Genomic DNA, 13,213 nt, shown 5'->3' on the forward strand with positions numbered 1-13,213 from the left:
AGTGCAGATGCTAAGCAAGCTACGGAGTTTGGCCTGACAGGCCGGGTTACATATAATGGCTTGCATTCTCATTGGCGACACTACGGGAGTTTCCATGTCTGTTCGTCTGCTCGCCGGCGTCAAAGGCGCTGTCCTGGCCTGCCTGCTCGGCGGCCTCTCGCTGCACGCCGCGGCCGATCCGGTCACCCTCACCCTGTACAACGGCCAGCACGCCGCCACCGGCATTGCCATCGCCAAGGCCTTCACCGACAAGACCGGTATCCAGGTCAAGATCCGCAAGGGCGGCGACGGCCAGCTGGCCAGCCAGATCAGCGAGGAAGGCGCGCGCTCGCCGGCCGACGTGATCTACACCGAGGAATCGCCGCCGCTGATGCGCCTGTCCAGCGCCGGCCTGCTGGCCCCGCTGGAACCCGCCACCCTGGCCCTGGTCGAGGCGCAGAACGCCGGCGGCAAGGGCGACTGGGTCGGCATCACCGCCCGCGCCCGGGTGCTGGCCTACAACCCGCAGAAGATCGCCGAGAAGGACCTGCCCAAGAGCCTGATGGACCTCTCCGACCCGCAGTGGTCCGGGCGCTTCGGCTTCGTTCCTACCAGTGGCGCCTTCCTCGAACAGGTGTCCGCGGTGATCAAGCTCAAGGGCCGCGACGCCGCCGAAGACTGGCTGACCGGGCTGAAGGCCTTCGGTTCGATCTACACCAACAACGTCACCGCGATGAAGGCCGTGGAGAACGGCGAAGTCGACATGGCGCTGATCAACAACTACTACTGGTACACCCTGAAGAAGGAGAAGGGCGAGCTGAACTCGCGCCTGTACTTCTTCGGCAACCAGGACCCGGGCGCTCTGGTCACCGTCTCCGGCGCCGCCGTGCTGAAATCCACCAAGCACCCGCAGGAAGCCCAGCAGTTCGTCGCCTTCATGCTCAGCGAGGAAGGCCAGAGGGCGATCCTCAGCCAGTCCGCCGAGTACCCGCTGCGCAAGGGCCAGCAGGCCGACCCGCAGCTCAAGCCGTTCGCCGAGCTGAACCCGCCCAAACTCAGCCCCGCCGACATGGGTGAGGCCAAGGACGCGCTGGACCTCGAACGCGACGTCGGCCTGAACTGATGCTCGCCGCCTCGCCCGTGGCCCAGGCCCGCGGCGGCCACGGGCGCAAGGCGCCACTGTGGTTGCTGCCGCCGGTCATCCTGCTCGCCCTGCTGGCGGCGCTGCCGCTGTTCTACGTCGCCGCCAAGGCCTGGGACTCCGGCTGGCACAGCGCCTGGGAGCTGCTCTGGCGGCCCTACGTGTTCCGCCTGTTCGGCAACACCCTCAAGCTGCTGGTGCTGGTCACCCTGGCCAGCGCCCTGCTCGGCCTGGGTTGCGCCTGGCTGGTGGAGCGCAGCGACCTGCCCGGGCGGCGCTACTGGAACGTGCTGCTGTGCCTGCCGTTCGCCATTCCGTCGTTCGTCAGCAGCTTCACCTGGGTGTCGCTGAGCCCGCTCTATGAAGGCCTGGGCGGCGCCGTGCTGGTGATGGCGATGTCCAAGTACCCGCTGGTCTACCTGCCGCTGGCGGCGACCCTGCGCAACCTCGACCCGGCCCTGGAAGAGAGCGCGCGCATGCTCGGCCTGTCACGCCGCCAGGTGTTCTGGCGGGTGACCCTGCCGCTGCTGCGCCCGACCCTGGCCGCCACCAGCCTGCTGGTGGCGCTGCACATGCTGGTGGAGTTCGGCGCGCTGTCGATCCTGCGTTTCCAGACCTTCACCACGGCGATCTACCAGGAGTTCGAACTGGAGTTCAGCAACGCCACGGCGGCCATGCTCTCCTCGGTGCTGCTGGCGCTGTGCTTCCTGCTGCTATGGATGGAACTGCGCATGCGCGGCCGCGGCCGCCTGGTGCGCACCGGCCAGGGCAGCGCGCGACAGGCCGAAAGGGTTCGCCTGCACGCCTGGAAATGGCCGCTGCAACTGCTGCTGGCGGCGCTGGTGGTGGTCGGCACTGGCATCCCCATGGCGATGCTCGGTTACTGGCTGCTCACCGGCACCTCGGCGGCCTTCCCGCTGCTGGAGATCGGCCAGGCGCTGCTGTCGTCGCTGTCGCTGTCCTTCGGCGGCGCCCTGCTCGGCTGCCTGCTGGCGCTGCCGGTGAGCATCCTGGTGGTGCGCTACCCCGGCCCGCTGGCGCGCTGGGCGCAACGCCTGCCGTACCTGCTGCAGGCCCTACCGGGGCTGGTGATCGCCCTGTCGCTGGTGTACTTCGCCCTGCACTACGTGCCGGACCTGTACCAGACCAGCGCCCTGCTGCTGATCGCCTACGCGCTGCTGTTCCTGCCGCTGGCCCAGGCGCCGATCCGCGTGGCCCTGGAAAAGGCCTCGCCGCAGCTCGAAGAGGCCGCCCGCACCCTCGGCCAGACGCCGCTGCGCGCCTTCCTGCGGATCACCCTGCCGATCATCTCGCCGGCCATTGGCGCGGGCTTCGTGCTGGTGTTCCTCGACAGCATGAAGGAGCTGACCGCCACCCTGGTGCTCGGCCCCACCGGCCTGAGCACCCTGGCCACCGCCGTCTGGGTGCACACCTCGACGCTGGAGTACGCGGCCGCTGCGCCCTACGCGGCGCTGCTGATTCTGATCTCCGGGGTGCCGGTGTATCTGCTGACCACTCGCGCGGCGCGCAGCGGGCGCTGAAGGCGGAAGCGCTTTTCGTAGGAGCGAGCAAGCTCGCTCCTACGAAAATCAAAAGCCCCGAAACAGCCCAAGCAAAAACGCCCCGCCGATCTCCCGGCGGGGCGCTTGGCCTCGGATAAGCGGCGTATAACCGCGAACGGTTATACGCCCTACTCTCCCACCGCCTTGCCCAACGGAATCTTCGGCGCCCACTGCAGCCACTCGTCCTGGTACTCGTCGAACAGCGCGAAGGTCTGCCCCGGCCGGGCCGCGGCGCCCATCTGGGCGTTGTCCGGGGTGGCGAAGGCGACGCCGCCGGCGAGGATGGTCTCGAACGACTCGGTACGCACCTTCACACCCTTGAACAGGCCGGCGTCCACGCCGACGCCGCTGGTGTTCCAGAAGCGGCTGCCGGTGCGCACCAAGGGTGCGTAGCGCGGCTCGACGAGGATGTGGATGAGCACCCGGTCGCCCTGCTCGCCCAGCTCGAACGAGGTCACCTTGCCCACCTGCACTTCGCGGTAGGTCACCGGCACGCCGGGCTTCAGCGACCCGCGCCGCGGGGCGCTCAGGGTCAGGCGCAGGCCATCGGCGTCGAGCAGGCGGTTGGGCTCCTGCGCCAGCAGGTTGAAGCGGGTCTGCGCCTGGCCCTGGGCGGCCGACGGCAGGACTTCGATGTAGGGGCCGCTGACCAGGGTGCCGAGGTTCTCCGCGCCGCCCAGGCCGATCTGCGCCGATACCACCCAGAAGCGGCTGCCCGCGCGGGCGATGCTGTCCTGGGCGCGGGTCAGGCGCGCCTTGAGCACCACGCCGCCGAGGTCGCGGCTGAGGTCGACCTGCTCGACGCGGCCCACGTCCAGGCCGCGATAGCGCAGCACCGTGCCTTCGCGCAGGCCGTCGGCGCTGTCGGCGCGCAGCTCGATGAGCTGGCCCTTGGCGTGGGCGTCCTCCTCGCTGTCGAAGAGCGCAAAGCGGCGCACCTTGGTGATGGGCGCGGCCTTCGGGTCCGGGGTGTCGAAGGCGATGCCGCCGCTGATCAGGGTCTGCAGCGACTCGCTCTTGAACTTGATGCCATTGAGATCACCGCTCAGGGTCACGCCGCTGACGTTCCAGAAGCGCGTGGAGGTGTTCACCAGGTTGGCGAATTCCGGCTCGATGTGCACGCCGACCACCACCCGTTGGCGGTCCCGCGACAGCTGGTAGCTCTGCACGGTACCGACCTTCATCTGCCGGTAGAGGATCGGCGTGCCGATATCCAGGGAGCCAAGGCGGTCGCTGGTCAGCACCAGGTGCATGCCGGGGGAGTCCAGGTTCAGCGGCGGCGCCTTCGGCCGGATGCTGAAATCGCGGCTCGGCTCACCCTCCTTGGTGAAGCGCACGGCGATGTAGTTGCCCTTCACCAGCGCCTCGAGCCCGGTGATCCCGGCCAGCGAGATGCTCGGCTTGACCATCCAGAATTCGGTGCCGCTGTTGAGGAACTCCTCGGTGCGCGGGTCCATCGACAGGGTCGCGGTGGCGCCGTTGAAGTCCTTGTCCATGTCGATGGTCTTCACCGTGCCCACCTGCACGCCGTTGTACATCACCGGCGTGTCGCCGGCGCTGAGGCCGCTGACGTCGCTGACCTTCAGGTGCACGGCGAGGCCGGCCTGGGCGGCGTCGTAGTCCTCGTAGAGGCGGAACGGCTTGCTCGGGTCGGTGGGCGGGCTGTCGGCGTAGCTCTCCGGCGTGGCGAAGGCGATGCCGCCGGCGGCGATGCTGGCCAGCGACTCGGTGCGCAGCTTCAGGCCGCTCAGGCCGCCGGACAGGGTGATGCCGCTGGCGTTCCAGAAGCGCGTGTGCTTGCGCACCAGGTTGGCGTAGGCCGGCTCGATGTGGACCTTCACTTCGATGGTCTTCTGGTCCTCGGCCAGCCGGTAGCTCTTCACCTGGCCGACCTGGATCTGCCGGTAATAGATCGGGCTGCCCTGCTCCAGCGAGCCGAGGCGCTCGGCCTTCAGCGTCAGGTGCAGGCCCGGCAGGCTGTCGGACAGCGGCGGCGGTTCCTTGAGCGCGACGAAGTCGTGATGCAGCTCGCCCTTCACCGGGTCGATGGCGATGTAGTTGCCCGACACCAGGGTCTCCAGCCCGGTCACCCCGGCCAGGGAAACCCGCGGTTTGACCAGCCAGAAGCGCGTCTGCTTGCTCAGGTACTCGATGGCTTCCTTGCGCATTTCCACGGTCGCGGTGACGCCCAGGGTCGGCTTGTTCACGTGCATGTCGACCACCTTGCCGACGGCGATGCCCTTGAAGATCACCTCGGTCTTGTTCGCCTGGATGCCGTCGCCGGTCTCGAACTGGACGTTGACCATCACCCCCGCCTGGTCGTAGGCACGCCAGGCCAGCCAGGCACCGATCGCCAGGGCGATCAGCGGCAGAATCCAGATCGCCGACCAGTTGGTGGTCTTGCGCAGCTTCGGGGTGGGGAGTTCACTCATCGTCGTTTTCCGCGTCCGTGTTATCCCAGATCAGCCTGGGATCGAAGGTCACTGCGGCCAGCATGGTCAGCACCACCACGCTGGCGAAGGCGGCCGCGCCGAGGTCGGCCTCGATGCTGGCCAGGTTGCCGAAATTCACCAGGGTCACGAGGATGGCGATGACGAAGATGTCGAGCATCGACCAGCGCCCAATCCACTCGATGAAGCGGTACATCAGGATGCGCTGCCGCGCCGACAGCGGCTGGTGGCGCTGCACCGAATACAGCAGCAGGGCGATGCCGACCAGCTTGAAGGTCGGCACCAGGATGCTGGCGATGAACACCACCGCGGCCACCGGGATCATGTCCGCGTGGATCAGTTCGACCACCCCTTCCATGATGGTCGCGGGGGTACCGCTGCCGAGGAAGTTGACGGTCATGATCGGCAGCAGGTTGGCCGGGATGTAGAGGATCGCCGCGGTGAGCAGCAGCGCCCAGGTGCGCACGATGCTGTTTGGCCGCCGCGCGTGCAGCCCGGCGCCGCAGCGCGTGCAACGCTGCGGCTGGTCGCCGCTGGCGCGGTTGAGCTGGTGGCATTCGCCGCAGGTCAGGATGCCGGCGTCAATGGCCCTCATCGTCGTACTCCTCGGCCAGTTCTTCCCACACCTGGTGACGCGACATGGTCACCTCCAGCCACACCTGGCTCAACAGCAGGCCGATGAAGCAGGCCATGCCCAGCCCCACGTGCAGCTCGGCCATGTCGATCAGCTTGACGATGGCCACCAGGGTGCCCATCAGGTAGACCTCGAGCATGCCCCACTCGCGCAGGTGCTGGTACCAGCGCAGCAGGTGCATGCCCTGCTGGCGCCCCACATTGAAACGCAGGCTGCAGAGGACGAACAGCTGGCACAGCAGCTTGGCCAGCGGAATCACCATGCTGCACAGGAACACCACGATGCCGACGCCTTCCATGTCCGAGTTGTACAGCCCCTGCACCCCGCTCCAGACGGTGTCGACACCGGTCTGGCCGAGGATGTTGATCTTCATGATCGGCAGGAAGTTGGCCGGGATGTACAGGAACAGCGCTGTGAGTACCAGCGCCAGGGCCCGACGCACCATGTGCGGACGATGGATCTCCAGCTCGTAGCCGCAACGCGGGCAGACCGAGCGATTGCCCGTGGGCACCGGCTCGCGGCGCATCAGCAGGTCGCATTCGTGACAGGCGATCAGCTGCTCCAGCGGCAGGTCTTGCAACGCATGGCTGTCGGTTTCGGACATGGGGGGCTCGCGGCGATTTGTGCCTATTGTAGACGAGGCGGCCGCCGGAATGCTGCGTCCGAGAGCGCTCGAAAAGCCTCGAAACCACCCCGTCGCGCTTGCCACGGGGCGCGTTCAGGTCTTGCGCGGCTTGGCCCGCGCGGTGGGCTCGGCGATCAGCGGGTCGTCCGGCCAGTAGTGCTTCGGGTAGCGCCCCTTGAGGTCCTTCTTCACCTCGGCGTAGGTGCTGCGCCAGAAGTTGGCCAGGTCCTGGGTCACCTGCACCGGGCGCTGCGCCGGCGACAGCAGGTGCAGCTTCACCGCCAGGCGGCCGCCGGCGATGCGCGGGGTGTCGGCCAGGCCGAACAGCTCCTGCAGGCGCACCGCCAGCACCGGCGGCGACTCGGTGTAGTCCAGACGGATGCAGGAGCCGGACGGCACCTGCAGCGTGCGCGGCGCCAGCTCGTCCAGGCGCTGCGGCAACGGCCAGGGCAGCACCGCGTGGAGGATGCCGGCCAGCTCCAGGTTGGCGAAGTGCGACAGTCGCGAGACCTTGCCCAGGTAGGGCAGCAGCCAGTCCTCCAGCGAGGCCGATAGCGCGGCGTCGGTGACGTCCGGCCACTCGCTCTCGCCCTTGTTTTCCAGATCCAGCCGACGCAGCAGGCCGACCCGCGCCTGCCACTGGCGCAGCTCCGGGGTCCACGACAGCAGCTCCAAGCCCTTGCGCCGCACCAGACCGAGCAGCGCGCGCGAGCGGGCTTCCTCGTCGAGTTTCGGCAGCGCCTCGCGGGCCAGCACCAACTCGCCGACCTTGCGCTGGCGCTCGGCGCGCAGCACGCCTTCGCGTTCGTCCCAGTCCAGCTCGTCGTGGACGCTGACCTGCTCGGCGAGGATCGACTCGAACAGCGCCGGCTCCAGCGCCGCCGCCAGGTAGATGCGCTCCTCGCGCTGGCCCTGGCGGCTGCCGAGGTCGGCGACCACCAGCCAGGGCTCCTTCATCAGCGCGTCCGGCTCGCCGAACTGCGCGGCGCGGCCGTTGGCCAGACGGTATTCGCCGCCACCGTCGCGACGCTGGCGCGCCACGCGGTCGGGGTAGGCGAAGGCCAGCAGGCCGCCCAGCCAACGTGGGTGCTCGGGGTCGGCCACCGGTTCCTGCGCCTTGCCGCGCAGGTAACCGCGGAACTGCCGGGCCAGCTGCCGCACCCGTTGCACCTGGCCACGGCTGGCGCGCGCCGAACTCGATTCGCCGGCCAGCAGGGTGATGCGCTCGTGCAGGTCGGCACCGGCGCCGCGCAGGATGTCGCGCTCGCCCAGCAAGGCGGCGACGTCGCAAGCCAGGCCACCCAGGCCCAGCGCCTGGCCACGCAGCAGCAGGTGGGCGATGCGTGGGTGCGCGGGCAGCTCGGCCATGGCCTGGCCGTGGCCGTTGAGGGCGCCACTGGCATTGAGTGCGCCGAGGCTTCCGAGCAGCTCGCGGGCCTGGGCGTAGGCGGCGGCGGGCGGCGCGTCGAGCCAGACCAGCTCGTCCGGCGCCACGCCCCAGCGCCCCAGTTGCAGGGCCAGGCCGGCGAGGTCGGCCTGGAGAATTTCCGCCGTGCCGTAGGCCGGCAGCTGTTCATGCTGGGCCTCCGACCACAGCCGGTAGCACACGCCCGGCTCCAGGCGCCCGGCGCGGCCGGCGCGCTGGGTGGCCGAGGCGCGGGAAATGCGCTGGGTCTCCAGGCGGGTCATGCCGCTGCCCGGATCGAAGCGCGGCACCCGCGCCAGGCCGGCGTCCACCACCACGCGCACGCCGTCGATGGTCAGGCTGGTCTCGGCGATGTTGGTAGCCAGCACCACCTTGCGCTTGCCCACCGGGGCCGGCTCGATGGCCGCGCGCTGGGCCGACAGCTCCAGCTCGCCGTGCAGCGGGCAGAGCAGCACCTCGTCGCGCCCGGCCAGGGCCTCGCCGAGCTGCTCGGCGACACGGCGGATCTCGGCCTGGCCCGGCAGGAACACCAGCAGGCTGCCGGGCTCATCGGCCAGCGCCTGGAGCACGGTCTGCACCACCCGCGACTCGACGAACTCGCCGGCCTGCCAGGGCCGGCCCCAGCGCAGGTCCACCGGGAACATGCGCCCCTCGCTGCGCACCACCGGCGCCTCGTCGAGCAGCGCGGCCAGGCGCTCGCCCTCAAGGGTGGCGGACATCACCAGCACCTTCAGCGGCGTGTCGCGCAGCAGCTCGCGACCATTGAGGGTCAGCGCCAGCGCCAGGTCGGCGTCCAGGCTGCGCTCGTGGAATTCGTCGAAGATCACCAGACCCACGCCGTCCAGCGCCGGGTCGTCCTGCAGGCGGCGGGTAAGGATGCCCTCGGTGACCACCTCGATACGGGTCTTCGGCCCCACCTTGCTGTCCAGGCGGATGCGGTAGCCGACGGTCTCGCCGACCTTCTCGCCCAGCTCGGCGGCCAGGCGCTCGGCGGCGGCGCGAGCGGCCAGGCGGCGCGGCTCGAGCATGAGGATGGCCTGCCCGGCCAACCAGGGTTCGGTGAGCAGCGCCAGCGGCACCCGGGTGGTCTTGCCGGCGCCGGGCGGTGCTTCCAGCACGGCCTCATGGCGAGCGGCGAGGGCCTGGCGCAGGGCCGGCAGGACGGCGTCGATGGGAAGGGCATTCATGGCTATATTTCATCCACCCTTAAGCAGACGGCAATGACAAACCTGCGATTATAACGGCGAACCGTCGCGCACCTGCCGCAGTCCTAGCCAGAGGTAGCAACGGCTACCGATAGAGCGCCCGGCAGCGCGTTGATATAGTTGCCGGCAGCATCCACCAGGAGGTCCTACATGCGTCTCGCCACCCGAGTTTCCTGCGCGGTTCTCAGCGCCGCCCTGCTCAGCCAGCTGGCCGCTTGCGGCACCCTGTTCTACCCCGAACGCCGTGGCCAGATCGACGGCCGCATCGACCCGGCGATCGCCGTGTTCGACGCCATCGGCCTATTGTTCTACATCATCCCGGGACTGATCGCCTTCGGCGTAGACTTCGCCACCGGAGCCATCTACCTGCCGGACGCGAAATACTCGGTCGCCCCGGAAAAGCTGCACGAGGCGGTCGGCGCCGACGGCCAGGTGGATAAGGCTAAACTCAAGGCGATCATCGAACGCGAGACTGGCCGCGCCCTGCCGCTGGACGACCCCCGTCTGATCCAGCGCACAGGCAATCCGCAGCAACTGGCCAGCCTCGGACTGCATCTGGAGGGCTGACATGCACGCGGCACTGGGGCGCCACCTGGAAAAACTCCTCGACTACCACCTCTGGGCCCACGAGCGCATTCTCGAAGCCCTCGCGCCCCTGGACGAGGCCGCGTACCGCGAACCGCGCGGGCTGTTCTTCGGCAGCCTGCACGGCACCCTCAACCACCTCGCGGTGGTCGACCGCATCTGGCTCGACCGCGTCGAGGGCCGGCCCTGGCAGTTCACCCGCCTGGACACCGAGGCCGCACCCGACCGCGCCACCCTGGGCGCCTTCCTGCGCGACGGCCTGGACGGCTGGAAGCAGTGGTTGGCGCGGCAGGACGAACGCGACCTGGGCAAGCTGCTGGAATACCGCAACATGGCCGGCCAGGAACATCGGCAGAGCCTCGCGGACATCGTCCAGCACCTGGTCAACCACGGCACCCACCACCGCGGGCAGATGAGCGCGGCGCTCACCGCCCTCGGCCAGCCGGCGCCACTGCTCGACTACATCTACTTCCTGCCACAACGCCAGGACACCCGCTGAGCTTGGACAAGAACCGCGCCCGCCTGCTGCACCTGGCCACCAGCGCATCCCTGGCGGTGGCCGTCACCCTGGCGGTGGCCAAGGCCCTGGCCTGGTGGTACAGCGGTTCGGTGAGCCTGCTCGCCGGCCTCACCGACTCGCTGCTCGATGGCGCCGCCTCGCTGCTCAACCTGCTGGCGGTGCGCTACGCGCTGCGCCCGGCCGATGACGACCACCGCTACGGGCACGGCAAGGCGGAGTCGCTTTCGGGCATGGGCCAGGCACTGTTCATCTCGGTCAGCGCGGTGCTCATCGGCACCCAGGCGCTGGATCGTCTGCAGCACCCAGAGCCGCTGGAAGCCACTGGCTGGGGCATCCTGGTGATGCTCCTGTCGCTGGCCCTGACCGCCGCGCTGCTCGGCCTGCAGCGGCATGTCATCAAGCGTACCGGCTCGCTGGCGGTGCAGGCCGACTCGCTGCACTACCGCTCCGACCTGCTGCTCAACACCAGCATCCTGGTCGCCCTGTTGCTGGCGCGCTACGGCTTCCCGCACGCAGACGCGATCTTCGGCCTGGGCATTGCCGCGTACATCCTCTGGAGCGCGGTGAACATCGCCCGCGAGTCGCTCTCGGTGTTGATGGACGAAGAACTGCCGCCCGACGTCAGCGAGCGCATGCTCGAACTGGTCCGCCAGGTGCCCGGCGTGGCCGGCGCCCACGACTTGCGCACGCGGATTTCCGGCGATCGCTGGTTCGTCCAGCTGCACCTGGAGCTGCCCGGCGAGATGCGCCTGTCCCAGGCCCACACGCTGTGCGACCAGGCGGTGCTGGCGATCCGCGCGGAATATCCCCGCGCCGAGGTGCTGGTACACGCGGACCCACTGGAAGTGGTGGGCCACGAGACCATCAGTTGACGCTGTAGCCGCGCCCCTGCATGCAGCTCGCCAGCGCCCCGCGATAGGCGTCCACCGCCTGCTGTGGCGGCGCGTAGCCGGCCAGCGACGGGTCGAAGCCACTCTGCCCCACCGCCCAGGTGTGGCATTGGTAGTGATCCTGGGCCTGCTGCTGCGGGCTCTGCCCGTAGGCCGGATAGGCGATCACGTCGTAGGGGTTGGTCATCGGCGCGACGGTCTGCACCGGCTGCGGCGGCGGCACCACCTCGTAGCTCTGCGAACCGGTATCGAACAGGTAGTAGGTACCGGCGGCGAGGAAGTACAGCATGCTGCCGATCCATACCTGCTCGGCGAACGACGGCAAGTAGCCGACCCGCATGCCATAGGGCGGCGTCACCACCACATAGCGCGAGCCATGCGGGCGATACCAGTAGCCGTCGCTGAAGAAGTAGTCGTCGCCGCGCCACGGCACCCGGCGATAGCCGGAAGGCATGTGGTCGGTCTCGTAGCCGGGGCGCCAGTACGAGGGTTTCGGTCCCCAGTTGCCGCCCGACGGGCGCCCATGCCAATCGTTGCCCTGCGCCGGTGGGCGGCCCTGCCAGGCGTTCCCGCCGGAGGGACGTCCGCCGTTGGGCCGTTCCCCATCACCGTGGCTGGGGGCCGGCCACTGGGTGGTCCAGTCACCGGGGCGACGGTCCGAGCCATGACTGTTGTTGCCGTTGTTGAAGTTGGGGCTCGACCACTGCGTGGTCCAGCCACCCGGCCGAGAGTCGTTGCCATGATCGTCGCGGTCGGCAGTGGGACGGCTCTGCCATTGACTGCCCTGGTTGCCTTGCGGGCGGCCCTGCCACTGGCCGCCCTGATTGCCCTGGGGCCGGCCTTGCCACTGGCCACCCTGATTGCCCTGCGGACGGCCCTGCCACTGGCCACCTGGGTTGCCTTGCGGGCGACCCTGCGCCTGGGACTCCTGGCTGCCCTGCGGGCGACCCTGCCACTGGCCGCCCTGGCCGCCTTGCGAGTGGCCCTGCCACTGGCCACCCTGGTTACCTTGCGGGCGCCCCTGCCACTGGCCGCCGGGGTTGCCTTGCGGGCGACCTTGCGCCTGGCCGCCTTGCGGGCGCGCTTGCCCCTGACCGCCCGAGCCGCCTTGCTGGTGGCCTTGCCACTGGCCGCCACCATTGCCGCCCCGGCCACCTTGTGAGCCGTGATCGCCGCCCTGCCCTTCGGCAAGGGACTGACCGGCGATCGCCAGTGACAACAGCCCAACGGATGCCAGACGCCAGATGCCCGACTTCATGTTTGCCTCGCAGCGGCCTGCCGGCCGGATTCGACTATTCGCATATCGGGTAGACAACATCGTGGACAGCGCATCGCGGGGGTCTGAGTAAAGTCAGAGTAAAGGTTGGCGGCCGAATCGCGGGCAAGAAAAAAGGGAGGTCGCAGACCTCCCTTCGGGAAACTCGTCCTGGCTCGTCGCTTCTGGCGCCGGCTCACCTCGCGCCACCTTCTGGGTGGTGCGTAGCCCGGGGGCCTGGGCGACCCGGTTGGGTCGGCAGGCCGCGATGCGCCTGATTGGGCGGATCGCCGTGGACGTTTATGTCCGGGCCGTGATTTCTGGAGCCATCTTACGGGGGCGGCGGCGACAAGGGATTGCGAAGATTGCTCACCAGAGTATCGATTGCGCAATAATCCACTAAAAATGTATAAGAACTAGCAATCAAGGATATTTTCGAGGGCAAGATGAACAAACTGGACCGATACGACCTGCGCATCCTCGCCGAATTGCAGCGCGACGCGCGCATCTCCAACCAGGAACTGGCCGAGCGCATAGGCCTGTCGCCCTCGCCCTGCTCGCGGCGGGTCAAGCAACTGGAAGACGACGGCTACATCCTGCGCCAGGTGGCCCTGCTGGATAGCAAGAAGCTCGGCCTGAGCCTCACCGCCTTCGTCCTGATCGGCATGGACAGGCACACCCCGGAGCGCTTCGAGCACTTCCAGTCGATCATCGCCAAGTGCCCGGAAGTGCTGGAGTGCAGCCTGGTCACCGGGATGGACGCCGACTACCAGCTCAAGGTGATGGTGCCGGACATGGAGCACTACCAGCATTTCCTGCTCGGTACCCTGACCCGCATCGAGGGCGTGACCAGCGTGCGCTCGAGCTTCGTGCTGCGCAACATCATGGCCAGCACCGAGCTGCCGCTGGAACACCTGCGCAGCTGACCAGCCCCAGCATTT

Annotated in this window: 11 protein-coding genes; 6 read left to right on the forward strand and 5 right to left on the reverse strand. The window is 68.7% G+C overall.

The features are described 5' to 3' along the window. Window positions 1-94 precede the first annotated feature (94 nt). Entirely contained in the window at window positions 95-1,102 is a 1,008-nt protein-coding gene (locus P3W75_RS04820) for an iron ABC transporter substrate-binding protein (RefSeq protein ID WP_276226223.1), read from the forward strand. Continuing rightward, window positions 1,102-2,661, forward strand: coding sequence for an ABC transporter permease (locus P3W75_RS04825; RefSeq protein ID WP_276226224.1), 1,560 nt, complete (start codon window positions 1,102-1,104; stop codon window positions 2,659-2,661). The genes P3W75_RS04820 and P3W75_RS04825 overlap by 1 nt, the downstream gene beginning before the upstream one ends. Window positions 2,662-2,810: 149 nt before the next feature. Here the strand turns inward: P3W75_RS04825 and P3W75_RS04830 are convergent, their stop codons facing one another. From P3W75_RS04830 to hrpB, 4 genes are all read right to left on the reverse strand, one after another. Next, the gene (locus P3W75_RS04830) at window positions 2,811-5,114 is read right to left on the reverse strand and encodes a PqiB family protein (RefSeq protein ID WP_276226225.1); all 2,304 of its coding nucleotides are present in this window, start codon (window positions 5,112-5,114) and stop codon (window positions 2,811-2,813) included. Then, window positions 5,107-5,727 carry a paraquat-inducible protein A gene (locus P3W75_RS04835; protein WP_276226226.1) on the reverse strand — a complete coding sequence of 207 codons (621 nt, stop codon included), beginning with the start codon at window positions 5,725-5,727 and terminating at the stop codon, window positions 5,107-5,109. The genes P3W75_RS04830 and P3W75_RS04835 overlap by 8 nt, the downstream gene beginning before the upstream one ends. Further along, the gene (locus tag P3W75_RS04840; protein ID WP_276226227.1) at window positions 5,714-6,370 is read right to left on the reverse strand and encodes a paraquat-inducible protein A; all 657 of its coding nucleotides are present in this window, start codon (window positions 6,368-6,370) and stop codon (window positions 5,714-5,716) included. The genes P3W75_RS04835 and P3W75_RS04840 overlap by 14 nt, the downstream gene beginning before the upstream one ends. Before the next feature lie 114 nt (window positions 6,371-6,484). Beyond that, window positions 6,485-9,004, reverse strand: coding sequence for an ATP-dependent helicase HrpB (gene hrpB, locus P3W75_RS04845; protein ID WP_276226228.1), 2,520 nt, complete (start codon window positions 9,002-9,004; stop codon window positions 6,485-6,487). 168 nt (window positions 9,005-9,172) lie between these two features. Between hrpB and P3W75_RS04850 the strand changes: the two genes are divergently transcribed. From P3W75_RS04850 to P3W75_RS04860, 3 genes are read left to right on the forward strand one after another with little or no spacing between them, the layout of a single operon-like run. Further along, complete coding sequence (locus P3W75_RS04850) at window positions 9,173-9,589, forward strand: polyribonucleotide nucleotidyltransferase (protein WP_276226229.1); 417 nt, start codon at window positions 9,173-9,175, stop codon at window positions 9,587-9,589. A 1-nt stretch (window position 9,590) separates the two neighbouring features. Further along, on the forward strand, window positions 9,591-10,106 hold the full coding sequence (locus P3W75_RS04855) for a DinB family protein (protein ID WP_276226230.1): 516 nt from the start codon (window positions 9,591-9,593) through the stop codon (window positions 10,104-10,106). Further along, window positions 10,103-10,999, forward strand: coding sequence for a cation diffusion facilitator family transporter (locus P3W75_RS04860; RefSeq protein WP_430765339.1), 897 nt, complete (start codon window positions 10,103-10,105; stop codon window positions 10,997-10,999). Before P3W75_RS04855 ends, P3W75_RS04860 begins: the two co-directional genes overlap by 4 nt. Here the strand turns inward: P3W75_RS04860 and P3W75_RS04865 are convergent. After that, a complete protein-coding gene (locus P3W75_RS04865) occupies window positions 10,992-12,275 on the reverse strand; it encodes a DUF6515 family protein (protein WP_276226232.1) in 1,284 nt (427 codons plus the stop codon). The two genes, P3W75_RS04860 and P3W75_RS04865, sit on opposite strands and share 8 nt — an antisense overlap. Before the next feature lie 443 nt (window positions 12,276-12,718). Here P3W75_RS04865 and P3W75_RS04870 point away from each other — a divergent pair, with 443 nt between their 5' ends. Next, window positions 12,719-13,198, forward strand: coding sequence for an Lrp/AsnC family transcriptional regulator (locus P3W75_RS04870; protein WP_276226233.1), 480 nt, complete (start codon window positions 12,719-12,721; stop codon window positions 13,196-13,198). Window positions 13,199-13,213 lie beyond the last annotated feature (15 nt).

This window comes from Pseudomonas citronellolis, assembly GCF_029335315.1.
Classification (GTDB): Bacteria; Pseudomonadota; Gammaproteobacteria; order Pseudomonadales; family Pseudomonadaceae; genus Pseudomonas; species Pseudomonas citronellolis_A.

Coding starts and splice junctions, on each gene's coding strand:
- P3W75_RS04820 (WP_276226223.1), top strand. CDS start 95: ATGTCTGTTCGTCTGCTCGCCGGCGTCAAAGGCGCTGTCCTGGCCTGC.
- P3W75_RS04825 (WP_276226224.1), top strand. CDS start 1,102: ATGCTCGCCGCCTCGCCCGTGGCCCAGGCCCGCGGCGGCCACGGGCGC.
- P3W75_RS04830 (WP_276226225.1), bottom strand. CDS start 5,114: ATGAGTGAACTCCCCACCCCGAAGCTGCGCAAGACCACCAACTGGTCG.
- P3W75_RS04835 (WP_276226226.1), bottom strand. CDS start 5,727: ATGAGGGCCATTGACGCCGGCATCCTGACCTGCGGCGAATGCCACCAG.
- P3W75_RS04840 (WP_276226227.1), bottom strand. CDS start 6,370: ATGTCCGAAACCGACAGCCATGCGTTGCAAGACCTGCCGCTGGAGCAG.
- hrpB (WP_276226228.1), bottom strand. CDS start 9,004: ATGAATGCCCTTCCCATCGACGCCGTCCTGCCGGCCCTGCGCCAGGCC.
- P3W75_RS04850 (WP_276226229.1), top strand. CDS start 9,173: ATGCGTCTCGCCACCCGAGTTTCCTGCGCGGTTCTCAGCGCCGCCCTG.
- P3W75_RS04855 (WP_276226230.1), top strand. CDS start 9,591: ATGCACGCGGCACTGGGGCGCCACCTGGAAAAACTCCTCGACTACCAC.
- P3W75_RS04865 (WP_276226232.1), bottom strand. CDS start 12,275: ATGAAGTCGGGCATCTGGCGTCTGGCATCCGTTGGGCTGTTGTCACTG.
- P3W75_RS04870 (WP_276226233.1), top strand. CDS start 12,719: ATGAACAAACTGGACCGATACGACCTGCGCATCCTCGCCGAATTGCAG.